This window comes from Brumimicrobium glaciale, from assembly GCF_004152935.1.
Taxonomy (GTDB): domain Bacteria; phylum Bacteroidota; class Bacteroidia; order Flavobacteriales_D; family Crocinitomicaceae; genus Brumimicrobium; species Brumimicrobium glaciale.
In genome coordinates, this window is sequence record NZ_SETE01000003.1 from 183,768 (window position 1) to 209,243 (window position 25,476).

Genomic DNA, 25,476 nt, shown 5'->3' on the forward strand with positions numbered 1-25,476 from the left:
TATGTATTGGAAGGCAAAAGTAAGCATTTTTAAAGTTTAAAGTTGAGTTCTTCATGAATTGGTTTTTCCTATAAATCATCTTAATAATTCAAATCATCATCAGAGAAAACGAGGCTTACCTTTTCTGGAGGAATTCCCTTGAATGGAAGATAGTAAACTCGTTTATCTACCGCTTTCTTGAAACACTTGAATCTCTTTGATATAATCTCAGAATAAATTTCCTCTAGTCCGAAAAACATAAGTGAATTAAAACCAAAGTGCTTTAATTCATTTAAAGCAGCATTTATCAAAGAGTAAGTTATTTCAGATCTATTATTAACAGTGGTTTGAATATCACTTATAATAAACCTTTTATAGTCTCTCACTTTTTTCAAAACTATACTTCCGACTATTTGATTCTCCTCATAACAACAAATGTGAATTACCTCATTTTCTTTAATATTCGTTCTATTTGCATTTAACTTATTTGAGAACTTATTTTTTAAAAGTTCTTGTGTCCAATCAACAACAAACAAATCCGAGTTCCGTGCTTTATAATCGATCTCAATTCTTGAATAATCATTATTGAAATTAATCATTAATTTTGATTTTAACTTGGACTTATTTGTAGTATTTTTATAAATCAAGTTGAATAATACAGCAATAGGTAACACCACCAACTTAAGAACTCGTCTATTTTTAAAAAGTTCTCTTGAAAAGCTCAAGTAATCCTGAACAATATAATTGTTGCTCTTAAATCGTTTTGTATCTACTTCGACAAAACCCATTTTCTCAAATGAATTAAAAATCTTCGGAACAGGAAATATTGTGAATATTGGTACGTTCTTATTTGTCTCTATAAAATGCTTGACCAGTTTCTTAAAGTTACCAGGGTATTCCTTATTCACAAAAGCGGAAGAAGTTTGAACGCAAAAATAGTTTTTAGACTTATAGCTAGCAGGTAGAGCTAGCGTACCCAAAAAACCAACTATCTTAGATTTACCGTTTAACATCACTGAACCTCTAATTTGTCCGAAATTATTGGTCTTGTTTTGATATTCTAAAATACTAGCAATAACACTATCAGCAGAACTAGCTGATTTAGGCATGAAATCATCAGTGCTCAAAAACTCAATTAACGCTTCGTTATTTTCACCAGTATAACTTTCTATTTTAACCATCTTCTGATCTTATTGTGAAAGTTATTTATTCTAAAAATATTTTTATAATGATTATTAGAATAAATAAGAATTCGGTCTAATACTTTTAATTCTTTTTTGTGCTTGAACTCTGCAATATCGTTATCTACCAATAAAAGATACTTATACCCTGCTTCTTTTGCTAATTCCAAACCTAATTCAGAATACATACCGTTTGGAAATGCAAATACCTCAACTGGTTTATTTAATATCTTTTCTAATTGGGTCTTACTTTCTGAAAGTTCCTGTTTTAAGAATTCAGATTGATTATCTTCAATCTTTAAATTTGGGTGAGATAAACTGTGACTACCAATTAAAATTCCAGCATCAGAAACTTCTTTTAGCTGTTTAGTGTTCATCATTTTAGTTCTGTTTATTTTAGTGGGAGCCTCCTCTTCTAATTTAAAAACTATTAATTCTCTTTTTTCAGTCGTTAAAGATAACAGTTTTTTAAATATTTCTAAAGCAAGCTTTTCAGCATTTTCTATATTAATATTATATTCAAAAGTGTCTTCTCCTATCTGAATTTCAAAACCTTTGCTTTCTTTAGCATAAGCGTCTAAAGTGTCATTCAATTGTTGTGTCCAGATTTGATAATCAGTCTTTATGCAATTAACGACTACATTTAATACCGCAGGAATATTATGCTTTTTTAATAGAGGAAATGCATTATAATAAAAATCTTCAAACCCATCATCAAAAGTCAGAATCAACTGTTTTTTGATTACATTTTCTTTAACATCGCTGGGCAAGCATATTTCGTAGTTTTTAGAGATAAATTTCAGTAGTTTTTCAAAAGTTTTTATTGACATTCCTGGCCATGATGGGAAATGTTCATCTGTGATTTTATGAAGACATAGAATGGTAACTTTTGACATGGTTAATTATTTTTGTTGCAAACATCTAAAATTATCTTTGAAAGCTTCTCAACTTGAAATTTACGTGAATAAATTTCTGTATTTGTAGTTTCACATTTTATTTGCCCTGTGTTTCTAAACTCTTCTGACAAAGATATAAGTGTTTCTAAAAGATGCTTTTGATTTTTAACAATAGTTCCAGAATTTGTTAAGCTTAATATTTCTTCTTGCACTTTGAAGTTTACTTTATTTACATCTTCGTCTTGATAAAGAAAATTGAAGTATTCATCTCCTTTTTCTTCACTAAAGCAAAATAATATCTTACGCTGTAATGCCATGTAGTCAAACATTTTACTACCTACTATACAATAATCATTAAACAATAACATAACATTGTGTTTCGCTAATATTTTAAATAAATCTTGGTTATTTAATTTTGGATAAATATTTACTAATGAATTTAAAGAGGGAAACTCTGAATTAATTAATCTTTGAACTTCTTTTTTCTTATTTATACCATAAAAATTCAATTCAAATGAAAAGTCGTTATATAACAAGACAAAGTCATTAAATTGGCTTAAGACTACTTTCAATGGGTGCCAAGGATATACCGTACCAACAAAAGCAAACTTTAGAACCTCATTGTTCTGTTTTAAGTTCTTTATTGCTTCTTTGTTATCAGGATTATAACCGTTTGATATAATCTCGATATTTTTGTCTAGAATTAGACTTGATATCTTATTGGAATGAAAATCAGAAACAGCAACAATTCTTAAAGCACTTTTTATATATCTTTTCTCAAAAAACTCATTCCATTTTCTAAGGAAAGTGTTTACACTGCGTGATTTGCTTTGAGACCAGGGATCTCTATAATCAGCAATCCACGGAGGATTGTTTTTTTTACTCAGCTTCGATGCATATTTAAACAAGATGTGCGGAGCACCGGTTGCAATTATTAAATCTACATCATTATCTTTCAAATACTCTTTAGCTCCAAAATACAATCCAGATTTAGTACCTACAAAACACAAAAACTGCATCATCTCATAATAAGCAGTAATTGCTTTGCGAATGATTCTAAACTTACCTTCTCCGTATTTTAACAGTAAACGATTTGATAAATTTGGTTTGTAGGGCGTACGAATAACTGTACCATATTCCGTCTCTTCAATAATTGTTTTATCTGATTCTCCTGGTGCAATATAATCTAAATGATTCCCATATTTATTCCCCCACTGACGAGTAACGACCACAGGGTGAATTCCAAATTCATTAAAGTATTTATACCAGGAATATGGACGCAGACCCCCTACAGAGACATAAGGCGGAAAATCATAGGCGAGGATAAGGACTTTTTTCATAATTGGCGTAAATATAGAAAAATGTAAAACTAATGAATTCATTATCTTTCATTAACTTTAAACTCTCAATTGAAACAATGAAAAAAAGATTAGTCTTAATAAGCTCTGGCTTTCCTTATGGGAAAAGCGAAACCTTCCTTGAAAGTGAAATCAAGTATTTGGCTAATGTTTTTGAAGAGATAAATATTCTATGCCCAGAACCAAAGGATACTCATTTGCGAAGCTTACCTTCAAACTGTTCTGTAGCATTTTATTCCAAAGAAATTTCAAATTTAGATAAACTAAAAGCTCTTCTAGGATTATTTTCTTCAACAGTTAGAAAAGAGTTAAATATCATAAAAAACACTTATCAACTTAGACTATCCAAAGGAATTCTCTCTACACTTCTAATTTCAATTTATCAAGCAAAAAAAATAGCGGAAACGTGTCGAAATAAATATTTAAAGGAACAACAAAAAGATAGTGAAACAGTTTTTTACTCCTATTGGTGCGATGATACCGCTTTGGCATTGGCACTTTTAAAACAAGAGTATCCGGAAATTAAATGTGTTTCGAGAACTCATGGGTGGGATGTCTATTTTGGGGTGCATGAACTAAACTATTTACCTTTTAGACATTTTATAGCAGATAATCTCAATTCAATATTTACTATTTCTAATAAAGGGAAAGAGGAGATTAGAGAGACTTGGAAAGTAAAAGATTTAAGCACAATACAAGTCTCGAGATTAGGTGTAGAAAGACAAGAGATACAAACGAACCAGAACTCATCAGTTTTTACTTTGGTAAGTTGCTCTAATGTAATCCCCCTAAAACGTGTGAATCTAATTGCAGAAGCAGTTTTATCATCTCAAGAACCTGTGCATTGGATTCACTTTGGTGATGGAGTAGAATTGAATAAAATTCAAAAGTATTGTGAGGAAAACAAACAAGTTCATCATGACATTTCATTTCGAGGGAGATTAGCTAATGAAGAAGTATTAGACTTTTACAAGACAAATTGGATTGATGCATTTATTAATGTGAGTTCTTCTGAAGGAGTGCCTGTTTCTATAATGGAAACAATGAGTTTTGGAATTCCATGTATTGCAACGGATGTTGGCGGGAATAGTGAAATTGTAAATGATGAAAACGGGGCTTTATTAGATTCTAATCCTAGTTTTAAAGCTATTCAAACGGCATTTAAACAGGTTTTAAACGATAGTAAGAAACGAGAAGCCGCTTATAAGACATGGGAAGAAAAGTATAATGCCGAGAAGAACTATAAAACGTTTGTTGAGAATTTGATGGAAAACTGACACTTCGATTGATGCCTTCGACAGGCTCAGTCAACTGGTTAAATTGGTGAATAGCCTGTCGAAGGCACCGTGTTACTTTGATTCCTCCCAAAACCACCTTTTCAACCAACTTATAAAATAGACTTATAAAAATTAATCAACTCTTCATTTTTTATAGAAACGTCAAATTGTTTTGCATATTCTTGTGCAAATTTAGACATAGCCGTATATTTTTCCTTATCTTGAGCGTATTCGATAATCTTATCGGCAAATTGCACTGCGTTGGATTCATCCAATAAATAGCCGTTTTTATCATTTTCTATAATATCTCGATTACCTTTTCCATCTAAAGTGATAGTAGGTAAACCCGCAGACATAGCTTCTAAAAATACCAACCCGAAAGGTTCATAAGTGGCAGCGTGAACATAAATGTCAGACTCAGCATACCACTTTTCTACATTATGTTGAATTCCTCGAACTTTTATGAATCCCTCTAGTTTCTTAGAAGAAATTTCTTCTTCTACACTTTTACGTAACCCTCCATCACCTATTAAGTTAATCTCAAAATCAATACCCCGTGATATCAATTCTTCAGCAACGTCAATAAAAAAGCGTTGATTTTTTTTCTTTTGATAAGAACCTACATTAATCATTCTTATTTTTCCATGAGAAGAAATTGACTTAGGTTTTTCTATCTTGTATTTATTATAATCAAAGCCGTATTGAATTAATTTCACGTTTCCTCTTTGTCTTCGAGGCAGTATGTTTGTATAATAATCAAAAGTATGGGTTGAATTTGCAATAAAATGCGTTGGTACTTTCTTGTATTTTTTAAAGTACAACCATTGTCGTTCAAAATAGTTTAGTGTCTTTTCCTTACTTGCAAATGTTTGAGCATCTAAACGCTTTAATTGAACCATATTATCATGCCCATGACAAACGTACTTAATTGATGGATCTACATAATAGCTACTCAAGAATTCCCCTAAAAAACGATTTGAATGGATGATGTCGGGTTGAAAGTCGGCTAATAGCTTTTTGTATTTAGGACATTCATTTTTACCTTTAAAACTAAATGATTGATAGTTGAGTTGTTCGACACGAATACGTTGATCAAGCTCTGGAAATAAATTGGCAGGGAACAAAGACCCAATACAGATTTCAAACTCAGGATTATTGATTAGATCATTGCATAAATCAACCAAAAAGCGTTCTGCTCCTCCCTTGGCTAAGTCGGTAATTAAAAATAGTATATTGATTTTTTTCATGTTATTTTAAAAATAAACTTTTACTTCTCAGTCTAGGGAGAATACGGTACATTAATTTGACAAAAATATAATTAATATTTCGGATGTTTTTTCTCCATTTCACTTCATACTTTAGAAAAATCTCTTCTCCAGTTAATTTATACATTACAGCCATCTGTGGCACATGGACATTCTTTTGGTAATAATATCGCACCAATTCTTTATATTGTAAATCGTAGTAAGACCAGTATCCCGAATCAAATTTAGGTAAGTTGTTTTTTAAGGTTTTTACACATAAATCAATGTTCTTTTTCACCTCTTCATCTTGGGTTACACGGTATAAATCATATAAACCAAATAAGGTGTAAATAAAACCATTCAATACATAAGAAGCAGGTTCAGACGGATATTCTTCATACCACAAATCGCCATTTTTATCTATTCTCTTTACACCTCCTTCGGCAACAGGAACTGAAAGAAAATGATAAGCCTTATCTGATAAATGTAAATATTTTTCTTCTCCACTGATTTGATAATAACGAAGAAACAGTGAAATGATTTCTCCTTGTGCCATTGAACAAGCCCATGGTGCTTTAATATGGTATCTTTGGTTGTCGTAATCATGCCACCAAACACAATGCTCTTTTGTAATGACAGCCATTTCTTCAAGTTTTTCAATACATTTTTTTAATGTTTGGAGCAAGGCTTTATTTTCACTTTCTAAATATTGAGCATGAATAATAAATCCGTATTGTGCAATGTTTACTGGAACATAAACTAAGCCATTTGAACCTCCGCACATCGGCACACCATTATCATCAAATTGACCTTTGTAAAAGTTTTGTGTATAATGAATCTCAGCAGGACGCATATCAATATAATAAGCTCCTAAATTTGAATCTAAATTTACTGTTCCCAGTTTTAATTCAATGGTTTTACTTTCTTCTGAATGTTTATTGATTTTACCCATTATAAATCCCTTTAGTATTAATAAAAATCTTGTTCTTTATATTATCAACTGCGTAAAAAACATCTTTCTCCTCCCAAGGCGCTTTTGTTCCATCATGTCTCCATTGACTCGATTTAAAATTCATAAAGTGAATGTACATAAACTCTCTATCATCTCTATTGTTTGTAACACTCCCATTTTTATAATACCATTCTTCTGGTTGATCGCTATTGATGGTGCCGTCTAACCATGGAATAGGAGTAAAAGGAGTGGAATATTGTTCTACAAAATAATAACGCTTCATTTTTTGTATCCGTTTCCAACTAAACAAACTGGCAATCCATGGCATTTTCAACTTCTCGCTCAATTTATCCCAAACAGTCATTGTTAAAGCATTGGTCATTCCGTGTTCATCGATTCCTACAAAGTTAGGATTGTTAACCACTGCTGCCCAATTATAAACTTTATACCCCATGTTTCTAAATTCTTCTTTATTTCTCAACAAGGCACAATGCCCAGCCAAACGAATAGCATGAGAAGAAATTACATCATGATTAGATAAAACCTCTTCAGTATAAAAACTACGTATATCTCCAAAGAGTAAATCTACATCTGTCCAACCAAAAAAGTCATAACCTTTTATGATATCAGCATGGATAATTCCAAAGAATGGTCTTAAATCACAGATCTTATAAGGGTTTGGAATATTGATGGGAACATCTAGTTTTTGTTGAGCGTTATTTACATATTCTTCAAAGGTTGATTTGTGAAAGAAAATGTTTGGAGCTTTACTTACTGTTGTATCACAATCAGTAATAAAATGAAAGTCAATGGTCTTGTTCCGTTCTATGCTGTCGATAAACAGTTCCATCCATTCAGGCCATTTGCCGAAGTAGGGGATTATGAAGGTTATTTTAAGCATGATTTATTAATCCCTATTGTTAATTCTCCTGAATAAAAAAGTGTGAAGTTATTCTTTTTTAAAATTGCCTCAATATCTTCACGACAATGAAACTCATCATGAATTTCAATTGCAAAGACTTTAACTTTATCAAGCCATTTTAATTCATCTTCATTTTGAAAAAGTTCTTTCTCTCCTCCTTCAATATCAATTTTAAAAAGATCTATAGTTTCCCATTTATGGGTCTCAATTAAACTTTCTACTGAAATTGTTTCAAAAAGCTTCTCTGCTTCATTATTAGTTTCTTCTAACCTGAAAGACCAATCTTGTTTATCTCTAAAAGAATAATCTGCTTTTAAATAAGTGTCCTTACTCCAAAGTCCTTTTTGAATACAACTAACATTTTTTTTTAATTCGTTACTATCTATATTATGAGTTAGCCGCTTAAAAGTATTTTTGTTTGGCTCTAACGCTAGGATAGTTGCATCAGGATAAAAGTGAGATAAATAAATACTTGTGTATCCAACATTTGCACCTCCGTCTATAACATTTAACACCTCAATTTTGTGCTTAAGCATCAACTCTCTAACATGTTTATATTCTTCTTCGAGGATGATCTGTTTAAAGACATCTGAATCAGAGGAAGTTTCTTCGATTGAAAAAGAATAGTTCGTTTTTTCTATTGGAAAATCGAATTGAATTAAGCCATTTTTTTTAATAAAAGAGATGTTTTGTGATTTTAGCCATCTTATAAATTCGTAGGAATGTTTAAGTCCTTTGGGAACAGAGTTGATTAATCTAGAGCCAATACTATATTTTATAATTTTAAATTTGTGTTTATAATTAAACACTTGAAATGGTTTTGCTTTCATTTGGTGGAAGAGGTTATATTCAAAAGTCGAAAGATCGTTTCTTGAAGTTATTTACGAATGTATTCAAAATATGTGTTTTAATATGTATTTGATTCATTTCAACAGTTTTCTCTAAAGTTAAAAATGGAGAAAGTAATTTAGTGTATATATTGTTATGCTATTACCTGCGAATTTAATATTTTTAGTGAAGAAGTAAACAATTCCTCTAATTTTAAAGTAAAGATCTCTTATTTTTCTGAATTTTGATAAGTTTAGAGTGAACTAAGTTATTCGAGCGGACTAGGCAACTTTCATTATTTTATCTATTTTTGACTACTTATTCAAAAATCACTTCACTTAAAAATATATACTTTCACCTCATATCAATATTAAAATGGTTAAAAAATATTCAGAAATAAAATTTGAAAAACTTGAAGACGGCTATAAACACAATTTAGACGCGGACTTCGGGTGTTTTGTTTTATGGGAAAGTACTTTTGAATACAGAAGTAGGGTTAGAAATTTATTAAATGAACAATTTGAGATCCTTTTAGAAGTTGAAATAGAATGGAGCGAAAAACATCTTTATCAGAATGCATGTAGATTATACGAAGCTCCTTTTTCCTCTAAGGAAAATTTAGACTCTAATATGGATAGTATAATGGGAAAAATAGGAGGAACCAATTTTATTTTATTTGTAATAAAAGACAATAACCCAATTTATACTTATGCTCAATCAGTCTCTAAAAAAGTAGAGCTTTCTAATCTGAATATTGTAGAAGCAAAATATAAAGTTAGAGGTTGGATAGAGAATGACTTAGGTCTTAAAAATGCTGTTCATTCAACAAATAATATCTATGAGTTTTACTTTCAAGCTCCTCTCCTTTTGAATTATGACTTATTTGAGAGATTAGTTTCAGGAGAACATCTAAAAATTGAAAAGTTAAGTAAAGATTTAGAAGGAGCAAATGGATGGAAGGATTATGACGAGTTTTTTAGAATGTTAAATCTAACAAGTAATTATCTAATTCAAAGAGGCTTTGAAGATCTTTTTAATATTGATAATGACGAAAAGGAATTAGATATACTAACTGATTCCTATCAAAGATTAGCTTCTGTTTTAGGCGCTGAACAAATATGGCTAGAAAAACCCCATAATGGCGTTGTTTCAATTGCGAACAAGGACATTATTCTAGACATTAGATATATTGGTGATTTTTATTACGACACATCTTGGCAGAGAGATATGCTCAATAATAAAGTTTTAAAAAATAAAATATTTATACCAAGAGAGGATGATTATTTCTTTAGTCTATTATATCACTGCAAGGCTCAAAAACCAAATGTGAAGAAAGAATATATTGGAGTCTTAAATGAATTAGCTAAAAAATTAAGATTTGAATGGTTCTATACGGATTTATTGACAAATGATGAAACAATAGGGAAGGCATTGGGCGGTTATTATATAGCTAATGATTACTACTTCTCTAACCCTGTTGATCAAAAAGTTTATAGAAATCTAAACATAATAAAACATCTCCCTAGCAATACACCTTTAGATATTAAAGAAAATAAATCTAATATTCAAGTATTAAAAAGCTTTACAAAGAAGTTTATACCTCAAAAAATAAAAACAGTTATCAAAAAAATGTTTCCTAAGAGGTACGGCGAAATCGCTTAGATTAGATGTTTGAAAATTACTTTAAAGATGAGCTAAACGTGTCATTAAATATTTCCAATGCTTGTTCTTTTGAATAGACTTTTGATAATACTTGAGGCCAATTTTCAACATCTTTACTATTAATTATATTCGTGTTGGTGTTTAAAACAGTTGGAATTGAATCCGTCTCAATAGCGAATAATATAGCTGATCTGTGCCAAGCTCCTTCAAGCGTTACTTTATACTCATTATCTTTTATATAAATTTCAATAAAAGGAAAACCGAATTTCTCAATATATCCATGTTTTAGAATTGATTCATAAATATTTATTATTCGATTATATTCCATTTCAATTAATCTATTAGATGCAGGACCAAATCCTTTCCATCCGTCTTCAGCAATATATGCTTTACCATGGTGTTCTTCAAACTCCTTTTTCATAAAACCTAAATACATATTATACTCTTCATCAGGCGATTGATCAACCCACGGAAATGTGGTGTAAAGGGGAGGTTTAGAAAAATATTCTTTTTGATGCTCATTTAATGATTTTATTTCAAGCTCTAATCTTTCCATTACTGTTTTAGGCTGATAGGTATCAAAATAGTTTTTAAAAAACAAAAAAGATGGTCTTTCTTCTATTTTTAAATCAATGTTCTCATTAGCCCTTATCTCTAACATTTCAATCCAAACTTCCATTATTTTCCTAAGAATAATCTTGTCTTTAGGAATATTCAAAATATAATTTATGTCACGCTGCTTAGACTTAAATTCTAAAACATTTGTTGGGGTTAAAGAGGAACCAGAAAATCTTAAATCTATTTCTATAGGAATTGTAAATAAACTTTCTTTTTTCATTACCGTTAAATGAAAAATATCAAATAATCTTTTTATCAATTTAGTTAAAAAATCCTTCATCGTAAATACTTATATTTCTTGTAATTCGACCATTTTCTCAAATCGTTTCGAGCTTTTTATTAACTCACTAAAACTACCTTCTGCGGCAATTTCTCCTTTTTCCATTAAATATATTTTGTCTGCATTTTTAATGGTAGAAAGTCGATGTGCAATGATAATAATAGTGTATTCTCCTTTAAGAAGGTCAATGTTTTTTTGAATTTCAGTCTCGGTTTCAGAGTCTAAGGCTGAGGTTGCTTCGTCTAAGATGAGGATATCTATATCCTTATACAATTCTCTGGCGATTGAGATGCGTTGTTTTTGTCCACCAGATAGATTGACACCATTATTACCCAAAACCGTTTGTTCCCTTTCAAATAATTCCTCAATATAATTTTTGATAGAAGCTTGTTCAACAGCTTTTTCAAAACGAATAATATTTTCGGGAGTTGGGTCTGCCCAAAAACTAATATTATTAAAAATGGTATCATTGAAAATAATTGGCTCTTGTGCTATATACCCAATCCTCTGTTGATAATCACTTCTCTTCAAACTCGTTATGTCATTATTGTCAATTAATATATTTCCTTCATTGGTATCCAAGAGTCCACAAATGAGATTAACAATTGTCGTTTTTCCACTACCACTCTCTCCAGCAAATGCAATTGTTTTATTCTTTGGTATATTTAAATTAATATTATTAATAACTTGTTTTTCTCCAAAACTAAAATGAATGCTTTTTAAAGATATGTCGCTCCTAAATCTAGGAAAAGGAATAGTACCATCTTTTTCAGCTACGTCATAAAGTTCTTTTTCAAAGGATGAAATGTTTTTCAAAGAGCCGGAATTTCCTAAAAAAGTATTGTAACTTGTTTGGAAATTAAATAACTGAGTTAAAGCTCTATAAAAAAGTATTAAACTTATTAAAATAGTCGCTAATTCCCCATCAAATAAATTTACTTGAATTAAAATAACAGAACAAACTACCAAGATGAGAAGAGGCTCTCTTGAGCCTAATAATTGCGCATTTAATTTGCCCATAATCTTATTGGTGCTTTCAATACTTTTAACTCTATGGATTAATTTTTCAGAATATATATTTATTGTTCCTGTAGCTTTTAAATATTTATAATTATTGATGTACTGAATTATATAGTTTTGATAATAACTATTTTTTTGTGATAAGTCATCCGACTCTTGTTTGGTCTTTTTGTAAATAGCACCAAAAACTAAATTAGTTAGCAAACCTCCTACACAAACCAAAATTGCGAACTTCCAATCAATCATGAATACAAAAATTATATAGACGAGTGCCATCAGTAATTGTTGAATCCCATTAATATAATTCTGATAAGCACTTGACACTCTCGAAGCTTCTAATGTGAAAGTATTTTGAATATGCCCTACATCTGCACTTACAAAATTTTTAAATGGATACAATCCCAATAAACTGATTAGACGAATTCGAATTTTGGAAATAAAAGACTGATTTACGTTTACTTTATAAACTTCTGAAAAATAAACAGATACACCTTTAAAAATAAAAAAAATGAAGAGTATACTTACAGCAACAATTAGATTAAGTTGTATACCAATCGCGCTGAGCCCATCTATGACAATAGACATACCACCAAGGCTTTCACCAGTAATTTCGTTATTATTACTAGTGAGTTCTAGAATAGGTAGAAACATAGTTAACCCAAAAGCGTCTAAAACACCCACCAAAACCCCAAAACCAATAACAATAAAAAGCCTGTATTTTAAGTATTTATAAAAATAAATAAAATTGGTGAAGTGTTTTTTTAAAAGGTTTTTGATTGAATTCATTCTTAAGTAAATAAATTGAGGAACAATATTAATGAATTTTTAAAAAGAATAGGTTCATTTATGGAAATAGTATTGATAATGATTTTATTGTTGAGCTTATGTAATGAAAGTTGTAAATGAAAAACCAATTTTTAAACTACGCACATTTTTTTTCTCAAAACTTATCTTTTTCCCTACTTTAGCCTTAAAAATATTTTGGATTATTATGTTAAACATAAAATATATAATTCTTGCACTTTTACTTTGTTTAATAAATGGAGCTATTCTTGGGCAAGAGCAACCCATATTCCCTAAGAATGATCATGTATTTGAAAATGAGGAAATACAGTTTGAGTGGAACAGTAGTTTAGGAGCGATTGATTATCATATACAAATAGCGGATGATCTAAATTTCACTGCAATTACTACAGATGTTAACAACATAAACTCTCTCTCCTATTTATCCCAAAGCTTAGTAGGTAATAACATCTATTATTGGCGTGTAAAAGCTGATAATGGCAATTGGTCTGCTCCTAGAAGCTTTACAATTGTAGACTATAGTTCTTGGACAGACTTAAAAGTGTGGTTGAAGGCAGACAGCGTAGAGGTAGAGCCTAATAATTATATTTCTGCTTGGTATGATTATTTAGGCAATCATGATTTTACTATGCCCACCGCTTCAAGACAACCCCTAATTAAGGATAATGTAAAAAGATTAAACAGCCATAGTGTTATTGAGTTTCCGAGTGAAGAAAAAGCCTTTTTTAGTTCTTCAGGCTTTGCTTTTTTTTCTGAGGGGGATATTTTTTCTTTATTGAAAATTGATAAGGCAGTACCAATTAACTCATTATATTCAGGTCTATGGTCCTTTGGGAAATCCTTTCAAGAAGATTATTATCCTTTTACTGATGGCCTTATTTATTCTGATTGGGGAAGGACGGAATCATTTGCTATAAACAACAATACCGTTAATCTAGATAGTTTTCATATCTTAAACATCAGCACTGGTACTGATTTTGATTTGCGAATTAATAATAGTTCATTATTCAACTCAAGCAATGGATCTGCGTTATTTAAAAATGGGGTTTCTATAGGGAAGTCTAGAGGAAACTCTTATTTCAATGGTTTAATGGCCGAAGTTTTGATTTTTGACATTGTACTGAATGATTCATTGAGAGAACTAACTCATGAGTATTTACGTTATAAGTTTGCTCCCCCTGTTAATTTAGGGCGGAATATATCTTATTCATTGTGTGACTCAGTTCTATTTGCTGGGGCTCATTTTGATTCTTACCTCTGGTCGGATGGCTCAATAGCTGATAGCTTAATCGTAAATACATCTGGTACATATTGGGTGGAAGTCGAAGATATTTTTGGACTTATTTCTCGAGATACAATTGAAGTACTAACCAAAAAATTTGAATATCCGAATCAGCAAAACTTCTGTTCAGGAGATTCTATAATTTGGCAAACTAATTTAGGATCAAACTACACCTACTCATGGAAAGATGGCTCAACCGCAGATACGCTGATTATAGATTCCCCTGGAAATGTACATGTTTCAGTAACTGACATTTATGGTTGTGTTTTTGAATCAGATACATTAAGTTTTATAATTGATGAATTTGCTTTAAATGCAACTTTAGGCGCAGACACTAATTTATGTTCTGGGAATAATATAGGTTTAACAATAGGCGCTAATGATGCTGTCAACTATATATGGAGTACAGGAGAAAATACTCCAGAAATCGTTATCAACACAACAGGAACATATAGTGTAATTACTGAAAGTTCTATTGGATGTGTTCTTAAAGACACCATCAACGTCACCATCCTCGGCGACGCCCCAACAATAAACACACAGCTCCCAACCACCATCTGCGTAAACGAAACTTTCAATTTCCAAGACCTCTCCACAACAACAGACGGCTCAACAATCATAGGATGGGATTGGGATTTAGGAGACGGGACAACTTCACTACTCAACCAAGGAAACCATTCTTATTCCACAGGAGGAATCTATACCATAGATCTAACAATAGAAACTTCCGTAGGCTGTTTTAACAACCAAACAGCAACAATAGAAGTTAAGGAAAATCCAATTCTTACTTACGCTGCATCGAACCAATGTCAAGATGAAAGCATACAGTTCAACGGAGGACAAATGAGTCCACAAACCATCACCAATTGGGAGTGGAATTTTGATGATCCAACGAGTGGAATTGATAATATTGCCAATGGTCAAAACGTAGCACATACCTATACTGCATACGGAGATTATGATGTTATGCTCATTGGAACCGACATTTTCGGATGTGTTGATACATTGATCCAGACCAAAACAATTGAACCTACTCCAGTTGCAGATTTTACATTTATTGAAGTTTGTGCAGGAAATATAGTGAGCTATCAAAACACTTCAACAGTGGCTACTCCTTCAGTAATTAGCAATAATCAATGGAGCTTTGGTGACGGTACAAATTCGAATCAAGCTAATCCACAAAAACCTTATAGTTCGCATGGTATATATACAGTGGAATTAATTACAACGGCAAATAATGGATGCAGTAATAGTATCAGTAAGGACATTAAAATTCATGCAATACCTCAAGTAGAAAGCACTATCGATCAAGATTGTGCTGGACTTGAAACTTCATTTACAGATGCTTCTTTTGTGCCCGATGGAAGTGTTGCGCAAGTGGAATGGATCTTTAACAATCAAAATCCTCTGAATGGATTTAATGTCACAAAGAATTTTGCAAACAGTGGAATTTATACTTTAGAACAAAAAGTAAGTTCTGGTTTTGGATGTGAGAATTCTAAAATCTCAAGTGTTACGATCAATTCCTATTTAAATGCAGATTTCATTTTTACTCCAAGTGCTTTTATCGCTGAATACCCGATTGCATTTGAAAGTACAAGTTCAGGTGAAAATGAATATTTATGGTCTTTTGGGAATTTCGCTACTACTCAACAAGCAGATACCAGTGTTGTATTTGAGGAAAGTCAAATAGGAACAGAACAAACGGTTGAATTAAGAGTGAAAAATGAATGGGATTGTTTGGACAGTATAAGCGTGAAGTTACCTGTTATGGATCAACGTACAGATTTAGAAATTTCTCAATTATTTAGTCAAGACATCAACGGATTTTTAACGATTGGTGTGCGATTGAAGAATATCGGGAGTACACCAATCTCGGAAGTAGATTTGGTTTTAAATAGTCCAAGCACGGGATTCATCAAAGAAACTTGGTCTGGAATGTTACAAGCCGATGAAGAAGAAATTTATATTTTCTCAGCCAATCCAAGTGCGAAGATTTCAGCGGAAGATACTTTACAGAATTTCTTATGTATTGAAGGAATTATCATTCAACCAGCGCAATTCATGGAAGAAGAAATCAGCAATAACGAGGTTTGTAAAACAATGACGGATAATCAAACGGTAATCGTATTTCCCTATCCAAATCCAGTAAAAGATGAATTAACAATAAAAGTAGTAATGCCGAAAAAAGGTGTGATTGCTTTAAGTGTTTATGATGATAGAGGGAAGTTGATTTATATGATCACTGAAAAGCAAGAGTTAGAGAAAGGATTGAATGAATTTGTGATTGAAACGAGTACTTGGAGCAGTGGAAGGTATAGTATTGTTTTTGAAGGGGAAGGGCAAGTTCCGACGGTTGGGTTTGTTAAGATTTAGATGCGGTAGGCTATAGGCTTTATGCTGTTGGCTTTTATCTACTTTATGGAATGGGGGTTTTCTTTTCAATTTTTACATTTAGAAAGAATGTAAACCCTCACCTCTAATCATCAAAATAAGAAAAAAAAGATCCTTCAATCGGAAAACCATAGATTTTCTCGATTTTCAGGATGACAGATACAGGGAGGGACATTGTCAAAAAAAGGGGTAAAAATAGTGGCGCGTTGCGTCACTATTTTTACCCCTTTTTTTGAACCCATAAACCCACAAACCCAACAACATGTCATCCTGAAGTAAAGCAATAAAAACTTGTTTTTATGCTTTGCGAAGGATCTTTTACGAAGTCTTTTAGTAACTTTAAAACAAAAATAAAAGGTGATGTCAAACTCAGTCAGCTGACGGAGAGATAAAGAAGGAGAACTTTACCAAGAATACTAACATAAAATCAATTCTTAATTACCTTACTCTGTTTCCCCGCAAAATTCAAAATATAAATTCCTTTTTCAACATTCAGATGAATTTGGTTTTGTCCTTTAGTCAACTCACCTTTCCAAACTTGTTTTCCGTTGAGATCATAAATTATGGCAGTTCCGTTATTCTTTACTTCATCAATTATTAAGTGGTCATTAAATGGGTTTGGATAAACAACAAGCTTCTCTAGATCTTGATTTATCGTATTGGCAACATCTGTGATTTTCACTGGAATATAGTTCGTATAGTACAAGTTTTCATTTCGTAAATCGTAATAATTTACAGTGATGCTATCGTCTATAATACTTTGTGGATAACCAACAACACCGAAGCGTTCACCGGGGAACATTTGTAAGGTATCTGTGAAGAAACTATTGACTTCTCTACCATCACTTCCGAAAACTTTCACCTCGAGATTTTCTGGGAAAACAGTTTCTATTCTTCCATATCCGGTATTTGCCAAACGAATTCCAATTGAATCTGCTGTATTTCCGATTATTGATTGATTTTTAAGTTGAATTTCTGAACCTGCCCAGCCATTTACCATTCCATAATCTGCTTCGTATAAATAAAATGGACCAGGTGAAAGAGGATTCAAATTCCAATTTGTATTCATTTCAGAAAGTAAATAATTGTAGTCTTTTGTGTATTTTCCTGCGTTATTGTAAATCTGATTTTCTACTTCAGAATCAATAATGAAGAGTCCATACATTCCCATTGACAAATGCAAAGTTGTTAAAACATGGCAATGATAAATGAACGACCCAGGTTCTTTACAAACAAAAGTATAGGAAAATTCAGCTCCACCTCCATTCACTGGAGCACTTGTATGAGGCACGCCGTCATTGGCTTGATCAACATCTAAACCATGCCAGTGAATGGTATGATCTTCGGGAGAATCATTTTTCAAATTTATAATTACAGTATCGCCAACATCAAACCTTAGCAATGGTCCAGGCAAAAATATTTTATCATTTTGCGATAGTGTATCATCGTATCCATAGCCCCAAAAAATAATATCTTGACCATCGAGGAGTGTTTTCTGTCCATCCATTCTTGAAACAAGTGAAACTTCTTTTACTTGTCCATAAAGTGAAAAGATACAGCATATAAAAGTGACTATTAATGTATATTTCTTCATCATGGATTAATTTTTAACATGGTCATCATCCCCGAAGGATAATTATTATTGAATATTATGGCTACCAAATTATGATTGTGAACTGGATAAGTGCCCGGCTGGTCTGGAACAAGTCGTAAGGTCATTGTTTCGCCTTCATAAATTGGAAAACTGTCTTTTGACCAACCTATTCGATTGGTTTGCATAGAAGCTCCGATTATTGTAATATGATAACCGTGAAAGTGAATATTATGGGTCATATTCCCAGAATTGAGTACAGAAATAATAATCGTATCACCCACATTTCCATAAATAATGGCGTTGCTGGTGTCCATTGGTGCCAAAGGATTTGCGTTAATTGAAAATACATCCGGCCTATAATTAGCAGGAATACTTGTTGCATTTGCCGCTGCAATATCTTGAGATAAACCAGTATTCATTTCCCAAAAATCCCAACTGTAAAGATAATCACCTTGTAAATCGACTCTCAAAATACAAGCGGTTCCCAATAATTCTCCCTCGGTTGTCGAGGACAAAATTGCATGTGTACCCGAAGATAAAACAGGAATATTTACAGTAATTGTATCTTCAGCTCCTATTGTCCAAGTCAAAGATGAGTTTGTGTTTAGATAAAAATCATAAGAAATGGTATCTGTGTTGATCAGTAAAAATGTATTTGTGTTTCCACCAGTCAAATCTAAAACCGCATTATCAAATTGAACAGGACTCAGGCTATCAGAGATTACCCCTTTTTGAAAATTCGTTCCGTTGAAAGTAACATTTACCTTCAGCACATACAAAGTATCGACATTTGCCGCATAAGAAGAAATACTGAATACAATTAAAGAAATGGCAACTAAGAACTTTATTTTCATTGCGTTGAATGAGTTTTGTGTATTTGTAAGTTTATAGATGTGAAATTACGGAAAAAAATTAATTCATAATTATCGGGATTTAGAAAAAAGAAAAATAAGATCCCTCGCAAATTTATAAAAGAAAATTTACTTCAGGATGACGATGGCTGGAGGGAATAGTTCAAAAACGAGGATGAGAAAATAATCACAAATATTTCCACCCTTATCGCGTTAACCAACTTGCCCAACCAATGGCGGATTTATCCTTAAACAATTAAACATTGATTTTAAGGTTTAATTATTAACGGGGTTTGTGCTGTACACCAATTTCAAAGCTCGTTAAACCTTAATAATTAAACATTAAAAAATCTATTTCATCATCCTCTCCGTAACAACTTCATTTTTATTTGCCAATTGTCCACATGCCGCGTCGATATCTTTACCTCTGCTTCGGCGAACATTCACAATTATATTTTTTTCTTCTAGGAAAGCCGCAAAACGATCTACTTTACTAGCATCAGCTTGTTGGAAAATCCCATCATCAATGGTGTTGTATTCAATAATATTCACTTTACACGGAACAATTTTACAGAATTCAGCAAGTTCTTGCGCGTCTTCTAATTCATCATTAAAATCTTTAAAGATGATGTATTCGTAAGTAACACGCGTTCCTGTTTTACCATAAAAATAGCCTATAGCTTCTGCCAATGCCGCAAGATTATTTGTCTCGTTGATGGCCATAATTTTATCTCGCTTTTTATCATTAGCGGCGTGCAAGGAAACAGCAAGGTTGAATTTCACTTCATCATCACCTAATTTCTTGATCATTTTAGCAATTCCTGCCGTTGATACAGTGATTCGCTTTGGAGACATTCCTAAACCATCTTCAGAAGTGATTTTTTCAATGCTGTCCATCATATTTTTATAGTTCAAAAGCGGTTCGCCCATTCCCATATAAACAATATTACTTAAGTTTTGTGAGTATTTTTCTTCAGCAAGATTTTTAAGATGGACTACTTGGTCAACAATTTCACCAGCAGATAAATTCTTTAATAGTTTCAACTTTCCAGTAGCGCAGAACTCACAGGCTAAACTACAACCAACTTGGGATGATATGCATGCGGTCATTCTCGTCTTACTAGGAATCAAAACTCCTTCAACAACTTTTCCTACGCCAACATTAAATGCACATTTAATAGTACGGTCTTTAGAAATCTGTTGTTCGTCCAAAGAAATGTGGTCAATAAAAAACTGGTCTTTTAACTGATCACGTAATTTTACACTCAAATTTGTCATTTCATCGAATGAAGCAGCGTTTTTTTGCCACAACCATTCATAAACCTGTGTTGCACGAAATGATTTCTCACCTAACTCAGTGAATTCTGCCTTTAATTCTGCTTTTGATAAAGCACGTATGTTTTTCTTGTCTTCCATATTTTGAGGTGCAAAGTTCGATGATATTTTTAGAATAGACAAGTAAGGAATGACTTATGTCTAAAATTGGTTGTAGAAACACAGTTTTCAACCCTGAATTGTGATAAAAGTCACTATTTTATCACTGCTTTTCTTTGTATCTTTGCAATATGGGTTGGAACGAAAGTAGAGTTAAAAGTGTGTTAACGAATACCTGTCCTAGTTGTCATAAAGGGAAAGTATTTAAGTACAATACTATATTCAATTTAAGGAAGTTCGACAAAATGTATGAGCGTTGCAGTGAGTGTGGCCACAAATACGAAAGAGAAACTGCCTTTTTCATCGGTGCAATGTATGCATCTTATGGAATTACTGTAGCGATATCAGTAGCTACATTTGTTTTGACCTACTTAATTTATCAAGAAACTCCGTATTGGGTTTATATGATAAACATCTTAATTGTGCTTATAATTTTTGCACCATTAAGTTTCCGATTGGGTCGTTTGGCTTGGATAAACATCTTTACTGGTTATGATCCAAAAGCAATAGAAAAGCACCAACAACAGACCAACGAGAGTTCAACGGCTGTCCCGAAAAATCGGGAAACACAAATAAATGAACAAGAGTAAATAAAAAAGATCATGAGTAGTTTTAATGATATAATTAAAGGAAAAACACCTGTTTTAGTAGATTTCCATGCAGATTGGTGTGGACCTTGTCAAACGATGAATCCAATTATTGACGAAATCAAAAATTTGTATGGAGAAAAAATCCGTGTGATTAAAATCAATGTGGATAAGAACCAAGCAGCTGCTCAGAAATATAAAGTGCGTGGAGTTCCAACATTTTTATTGTTTAAAGAAGGTGAAATCAATTGGCGTTCAGCAGGGATTCATTCTCGAGCAGATTTGAAAGGAGTGATTGATAAGGCGTTGTAATTGATAATTGATAATTTTTCTAAGAGTAAACCTTTGAATGTAGTGCCTTCGACAGTCACCGAGGAGCAATCCGTTGACTTAGCCTGTCGAAGGCAACATCGAAGTCTTTATCGTCAAAACGAATTCACCAAATCAACGAATTCACAGATTAACGAATTCACAGATCAATAAATTTACATTTTAACAAATCAACGAAAAACAATTACTTTTACGCCATGGACGAAAGTTTCGGTAAGGAATATAAACTGTGCAGTAAAAAAGTGATGACTTCCATCTTTGAAGACGGAAAACAAGAAAAAGTTTATCCTTTTTTATTGCGTTATCTTGCTGTAGATTTAAAAACAAATACCCGTTTCCAAATTGTAATTGCCGTACCTAAACGAAAGTTCAAAAGAGCCGTAGACCGCAATAGAATCAAGCGATTAATCCGTGAGGCAGTGCGCAAGAAAAAGCACATTATTGAACAATCAATGACTGCTGAGGAACCACAATTAGCACTCTTTTTGATCTACACTTCAAATGAAGAAGAGACCTATCAACGAATCATTAATAAAATAGAAGCGCTTTTTCTGCGTTTAGTGGAGAGTAAGGCTTAATTTTGCCCTTTTTCATTACATTAGAAGATTAAAATCAGAATTTATATGCGATATATTTATGGAATCGTCTTTTTATTTCTTTTTGGAATAAATAACAATAGTTTTTCACAATCAAACGGTTTTGAGGTCATCAAAAACCTTGAGCTTATTGATTTGATTTACATGAATTTAGATAAATATTATGTAGATGAACCAAAAACGGGTGAGATTTCTAAAGCTGCAATTGACGCAATGTTGCAGGAATTGGATCCTTACACTGTTTATTATCACGAATCAAATATTGAAGATTATCGTTTAATGACAACTGGTCAATACGGTGGAATTGGTGCTTTAATTAGAAAATCTGGCGAATATGTTTTTATTGCTGAACCGTATGAAAATATGCCAGCTCAAAAAGCAGGTTTAAAGGCGGGAGATAAAATTATATCAATCGACGGAAGAACTATGAAAAGTGTAGCTTCTGATGTTGTTTCAGATGCTTTAAAGGGATCGAAAGGTTCTTCTTTTATGCTGGAATATGAACGTCCGAATCAAGGCGTAAAAAAAATAAAAGTAGATCGTGACGAAATTAAAGTACCAGATGTTCCGTATTTTGGAATGGTGGATGATAAAGGAAAAATCGGCTATATCAAATTGAGTTCTTTTACCCAAACAGCTTCCAAAAATGTAAAAAGTGCTTTTGAAGATTTGAGTAGTCAAGGAATGGAAAAAATCATTTTGGATTTACGTGGAAATGGAGGTGGATTATTAATTGAATCTATTGACATCGTAAACTTTTTCGTTGCACAAAATGAAGAAATTGTAAAGACGAAAGGAAGAATCTCAGATGAGAACAGAAGTTATAAAACCAGAAATAATCCGCTAGATTTAGAAATTCCAATTGTTGTTTTAGTAGATGGATTTTCAGCTTCAGCATCTGAAATTGTTTCCGGATCGCTTCAAGATTTAGACAGAGGAGTTATAATTGGAAGCACCACTTTTGGGAAAGGATTGGTGCAAAGAACAATCGATTTGAAGTATGGCGCAAAAATGAAATTAACGATTGCTAAATACTATACGCCATCGGGAAGATGTGTTCAGAAATTGGATTATTATCACAAGAATGACGGAAAAGTAGATGAGATTCCTGATTCATTAATTAAGATTTTCCATACCAAAAATGGAAGAGAAGTGATTGACGGTAGAGGAATAGAGCCAGATATTAGCATCGAAGAAGAAAATTTGGCAAGAATTACGGCTGTTTTAATGGTTGAAAATATCGTTTTTGATTTCGCAACTGAATTCGCACAGAATAATCCTGAAATTGCCCCAGCAAAAGAATTTAGAATTACAGATAAAATATACAAGGATTTCAAAGGCTATGTTTTAAAAAAGGAATTTGAATACAAAACAGCAACTCAAGAATACTTGGAAAGAGTTTTAGAAGCTGCAAAACATGAAGGATACGACAAGAAAATTGATGGAGAATTTAAAGCACTTCAAAAAGTAGTGAGCGCTTCAAAAGAAGATGATTTAGATTTATTCGAAAGTCAAATTAAAGAATTACTATCCAATGAAATTGTTTCTCGTTATTACTATCAAGAAGGCCGAGTTTTAAACGCTTTTCAAGATGATCAGCCACTAAAAAAAGCCATTGAAGTGTTAAATAACAAGTCAGAATACGAGTCACTTTTAAAACCTTAAAATAACTGCATGCTTAACCGTTTCTTCGGTCCTAAAACACACGACAACATTAATATGTTTGCCGTTTTTGCTCTTGCTGTTGGAATTCCAGTGAGCAAAGTTGTGATGTCTTTAGCGACGCTGATTTTGGCGGTAAACTTTTTGCTTAATGCGGATTTTAAAGGAGCTTGGGAAAGATGTAAAAAGAATTTCGTTTTCTGGTTTGTAATCCTTGTTTTAGCGTTTCATCTTTTGGGCTTGCTGTACACAACAGATATGTCCTACGCCTTACGAGATTTGAATACCAAGCTTCCATTTTTAGCGATTCCAATCGTTTTGATCGCTTATCCAATTAAAGAGCGGTTTTTAAACTACGTTTTTTATGGTTTCTTAATCGCTTTATTGATTACCTCATTTGTGAATATCAAGTTCATGTTGGGCAATGAAGCAGAAGACTATAGAGATTTCTCTCTTTTCGGCTCACATATCCGATATGGTTTGCTCATTGTAACAGGTACATTACTGTCGATTTATTTGCTTTTACAAAACAGGAAAATGTGGATTATTTATGTGATTCTAATTTCTTGGTTTTCCTACTACACTATTACAAGTCAGGTTTTTAGTGGTTACGTAGCGCTTTTATTTCTTCTCTTGGGTTGCTTTATTTATTTTATCAAAACAGTTAAATCCAATTCTATAAAAGTGATTACTGCCGTTTGCTTTCTAAGTATTTTAGGAATTGGAGTATTCAAATTGTATGATTATTTAGTTCCTGATGAACCTTTCGCAGCGTTTAAAAACCTTCCGGAATATAGTGAAAATGGAGAAAAATATTTTAACGATACAACTTCTTTGTGGTTTGAAAATGGACATCATGTTTTATCTTTAATTGCTGGAAATGAATTAGAAAAAGCATGGAATAAGCGTTCAGAAATAGATTTTCGCGAAAAGTTAGATACCGGATATGATTTAAAAGGAATTTTACTCCGCTACATGACGTCAAAAGGACTAACCAAAGACAAAGCAGGAATGGCATCTATGTCGGATCAAGACATCAAGAATGTAGAACAAAGTATGTCATCGATTCGCCATACTTACGGCACTTTTGAATCTAGATTAGCAGGATTAAGAAATGAAGTTTTTCATTATTCAATAGGTGGAGATCCCGACGGAAATTCATTATTACAAAGGTTTGAACATTGGAAAACAGGGAAATTAATCATCAAAAACAATTGGTTAATTGGAGTTGGAACTGGCGATTTACAAGAAGAATTTAATCAAGCTTACATTCTGTCTAACTCGCAATTGGATGAAGTACATTGGAACCGAGCACACAATCAATTCATGACTTTTTGGATCAGCTTTGGAATCTTTGGATTTGTTGTCTTTACCGGATTTTGGCTTTGGTTTTTATGGAGAAATATCAAGCTAAACAACCTTATTGGTATATGTTTTACTTTAATAGCAATTGGTTCATTCTTATCCGAAGACACCATCGAAACGCAACAAGGAGTAACTTATATTGCTTTTTTCTTAGGTATTTCGGCTTTGATGAATTTTTGGAAAAAGAACAAAGAACAAATAATTAAAAATGAATAATTAAAAATGAAAAATGCGTGGTCAACGTAATTTTTCACTTTTCATTTAAAATTATCATTTTCCAATTCACTTTAGTTTGACTATAATTAGATTTTAAAAACAAATCAGATTTTTAAAGTGAAAAAATAATTAAAAATGCTTATC

General features: G+C 32.3%; 20 protein-coding genes. 8 read left to right on the forward strand and 12 right to left on the reverse strand.

Annotated features, from left to right (window positions below):
• Window positions 1–80: 80 nt before the first annotated feature.
• The 3 genes from ERX46_RS08060 to ERX46_RS08070 all read right to left on the reverse strand — a co-directional run bounded on the left by ERX46_RS08060 (window position 81) and on the right by ERX46_RS08070 (window position 3,396).
• Window positions 81–1,160 carry a hypothetical protein gene (locus ERX46_RS08060; RefSeq protein ID WP_130093350.1) on the reverse strand — a complete coding sequence of 360 codons (1,080 nt, stop codon included), beginning with the start codon at window positions 1,158–1,160 and terminating at the stop codon, window positions 81–83.
• Window positions 1,148–1,990 (reverse strand): polysaccharide deacetylase family protein, encoded by an 843-nt coding sequence (locus tag ERX46_RS08065; RefSeq protein WP_165366188.1) that lies wholly within the window; start codon window positions 1,988–1,990, stop codon window positions 1,148–1,150. Before ERX46_RS08065 ends, ERX46_RS08060 begins: the two co-directional genes overlap by 13 nt.
• Window positions 1,991–2,058: 68 nt before the next feature.
• The gene (locus ERX46_RS08070; protein ID WP_165366189.1) at window positions 2,059–3,396 is read right to left on the reverse strand and encodes a glycosyltransferase; all 1,338 of its coding nucleotides are present in this window, start codon (window positions 3,394–3,396) and stop codon (window positions 2,059–2,061) included.
• A 77-nt stretch (window positions 3,397–3,473) separates the two neighbouring features.
• Here ERX46_RS08070 and ERX46_RS08075 point away from each other — a divergent pair, with 77 nt between their 5' ends.
• Entirely contained in the window at window positions 3,474–4,691 is a 1,218-nt protein-coding gene (locus tag ERX46_RS08075) for a glycosyltransferase (RefSeq protein ID WP_165366190.1), read from the forward strand.
• Window positions 4,692–4,801: 110 nt separating this feature from the next.
• Here the strand turns inward: ERX46_RS08075 and ERX46_RS08080 are convergent, their stop codons facing one another.
• Genes ERX46_RS08080 through ERX46_RS08095 form a run of 4 tightly spaced genes read right to left on the reverse strand, consistent with a single transcriptional unit; the run spans window position 4,802 to window position 8,639 of the window.
• The gene (locus ERX46_RS08080) at window positions 4,802–5,938 is read right to left on the reverse strand and encodes a glycosyltransferase (RefSeq protein ID WP_130093354.1); all 1,137 of its coding nucleotides are present in this window, start codon (window positions 5,936–5,938) and stop codon (window positions 4,802–4,804) included.
• 1 nt (window position 5,939) lies between these two features.
• Window positions 5,940–6,887 (reverse strand): D-glucuronyl C5-epimerase family protein, encoded by a 948-nt coding sequence (locus ERX46_RS08085; protein ID WP_130093355.1) that lies wholly within the window; start codon window positions 6,885–6,887, stop codon window positions 5,940–5,942.
• A complete protein-coding gene (locus tag ERX46_RS08090) occupies window positions 6,880–7,788 on the reverse strand; it encodes a DUF6625 family protein (RefSeq protein ID WP_130093356.1) in 909 nt (302 codons plus the stop codon). Before ERX46_RS08090 ends, ERX46_RS08085 begins: the two co-directional genes overlap by 8 nt.
• Entirely contained in the window at window positions 7,776–8,639 is an 864-nt protein-coding gene (locus ERX46_RS08095) for an FkbM family methyltransferase (RefSeq protein WP_130093357.1), read from the reverse strand. Before ERX46_RS08095 ends, ERX46_RS08090 begins: the two co-directional genes overlap by 13 nt.
• Window positions 8,640–9,012: 373 nt before the next feature.
• Between ERX46_RS08095 and ERX46_RS08100 the strand changes: the two genes are divergently transcribed.
• On the forward strand, window positions 9,013–10,299 hold the full coding sequence (locus ERX46_RS08100) for a hypothetical protein (RefSeq protein ID WP_130093358.1): 1,287 nt from the start codon (window positions 9,013–9,015) through the stop codon (window positions 10,297–10,299).
• A 16-nt stretch (window positions 10,300–10,315) separates the two neighbouring features.
• On the opposite strand, the gene ERX46_RS08105 is transcribed toward ERX46_RS08100, so the two are convergent.
• Both ERX46_RS08105 and ERX46_RS08110 read right to left on the reverse strand, forming a co-directional pair.
• Entirely contained in the window at window positions 10,316–11,137 is an 822-nt protein-coding gene (locus ERX46_RS08105) for a hypothetical protein (RefSeq protein ID WP_130093359.1), read from the reverse strand.
• A gap of 69 nt (window positions 11,138–11,206) precedes the next feature.
• Window positions 11,207–13,003 carry an ABC transporter ATP-binding protein gene (locus tag ERX46_RS08110; RefSeq protein WP_130093360.1) on the reverse strand — a complete coding sequence of 599 codons (1,797 nt, stop codon included), beginning with the start codon at window positions 13,001–13,003 and terminating at the stop codon, window positions 11,207–11,209.
• Window positions 13,004–13,208: 205 nt separating this feature from the next.
• Between ERX46_RS08110 and ERX46_RS08115 the strand changes: the two genes are divergently transcribed.
• Complete coding sequence (locus tag ERX46_RS08115; RefSeq protein WP_165366192.1) at window positions 13,209–16,679, forward strand: PKD domain-containing protein; 3,471 nt, start codon at window positions 13,209–13,211, stop codon at window positions 16,677–16,679.
• A gap of 445 nt (window positions 16,680–17,124) precedes the next feature.
• On the opposite strand, the gene ERX46_RS08120 is transcribed toward ERX46_RS08115, so the two are convergent.
• From ERX46_RS08120 to rlmN, 3 genes are all read right to left on the reverse strand, one after another.
• On the reverse strand, window positions 17,125–18,294 hold the full coding sequence (locus ERX46_RS08120) for a multicopper oxidase domain-containing protein (RefSeq protein WP_130093362.1): 1,170 nt from the start codon (window positions 18,292–18,294) through the stop codon (window positions 17,125–17,127).
• Window positions 18,291–19,145 carry a multicopper oxidase domain-containing protein gene (locus ERX46_RS08125; protein WP_130093363.1) on the reverse strand — a complete coding sequence of 285 codons (855 nt, stop codon included), beginning with the start codon at window positions 19,143–19,145 and terminating at the stop codon, window positions 18,291–18,293. Before ERX46_RS08125 ends, ERX46_RS08120 begins: the two co-directional genes overlap by 4 nt.
• A gap of 348 nt (window positions 19,146–19,493) precedes the next feature.
• Window positions 19,494–20,558 (reverse strand): 23S rRNA (adenine(2503)-C(2))-methyltransferase RlmN, encoded by a 1,065-nt coding sequence (gene rlmN, locus ERX46_RS08130; RefSeq protein ID WP_130093364.1) that lies wholly within the window; start codon window positions 20,556–20,558, stop codon window positions 19,494–19,496.
• A 149-nt stretch (window positions 20,559–20,707) separates the two neighbouring features.
• Between rlmN and ERX46_RS08135 the strand changes: the two genes are divergently transcribed.
• From ERX46_RS08135 to ERX46_RS08155, 5 genes are all read left to right on the forward strand, one after another.
• Window positions 20,708–21,166, forward strand: a complete 459-nt coding sequence (locus tag ERX46_RS08135) for a DUF983 domain-containing protein (protein WP_130093365.1) — start codon at window positions 20,708–20,710, stop codon at window positions 21,164–21,166.
• Window positions 21,167–21,178: 12 nt separating this feature from the next.
• Complete coding sequence (gene trxA, locus ERX46_RS08140; RefSeq protein ID WP_130093366.1) at window positions 21,179–21,475, forward strand: thioredoxin; 297 nt, start codon at window positions 21,179–21,181, stop codon at window positions 21,473–21,475.
• A 215-nt stretch (window positions 21,476–21,690) separates the two neighbouring features.
• On the forward strand, window positions 21,691–22,071 hold the full coding sequence (gene rnpA, locus ERX46_RS08145) for a ribonuclease P protein component (RefSeq protein ID WP_130093367.1): 381 nt from the start codon (window positions 21,691–21,693) through the stop codon (window positions 22,069–22,071).
• A 45-nt stretch (window positions 22,072–22,116) separates the two neighbouring features.
• Complete coding sequence (locus tag ERX46_RS08150) at window positions 22,117–23,754, forward strand: S41 family peptidase (protein WP_130093368.1); 1,638 nt, start codon at window positions 22,117–22,119, stop codon at window positions 23,752–23,754.
• Between the two features lie 9 nt (window positions 23,755–23,763).
• A complete protein-coding gene (locus tag ERX46_RS08155) occupies window positions 23,764–25,332 on the forward strand; it encodes an O-antigen ligase family protein (RefSeq protein WP_130093369.1) in 1,569 nt (522 codons plus the stop codon).
• Window positions 25,333–25,476: the final 144 nt, after the last annotated feature.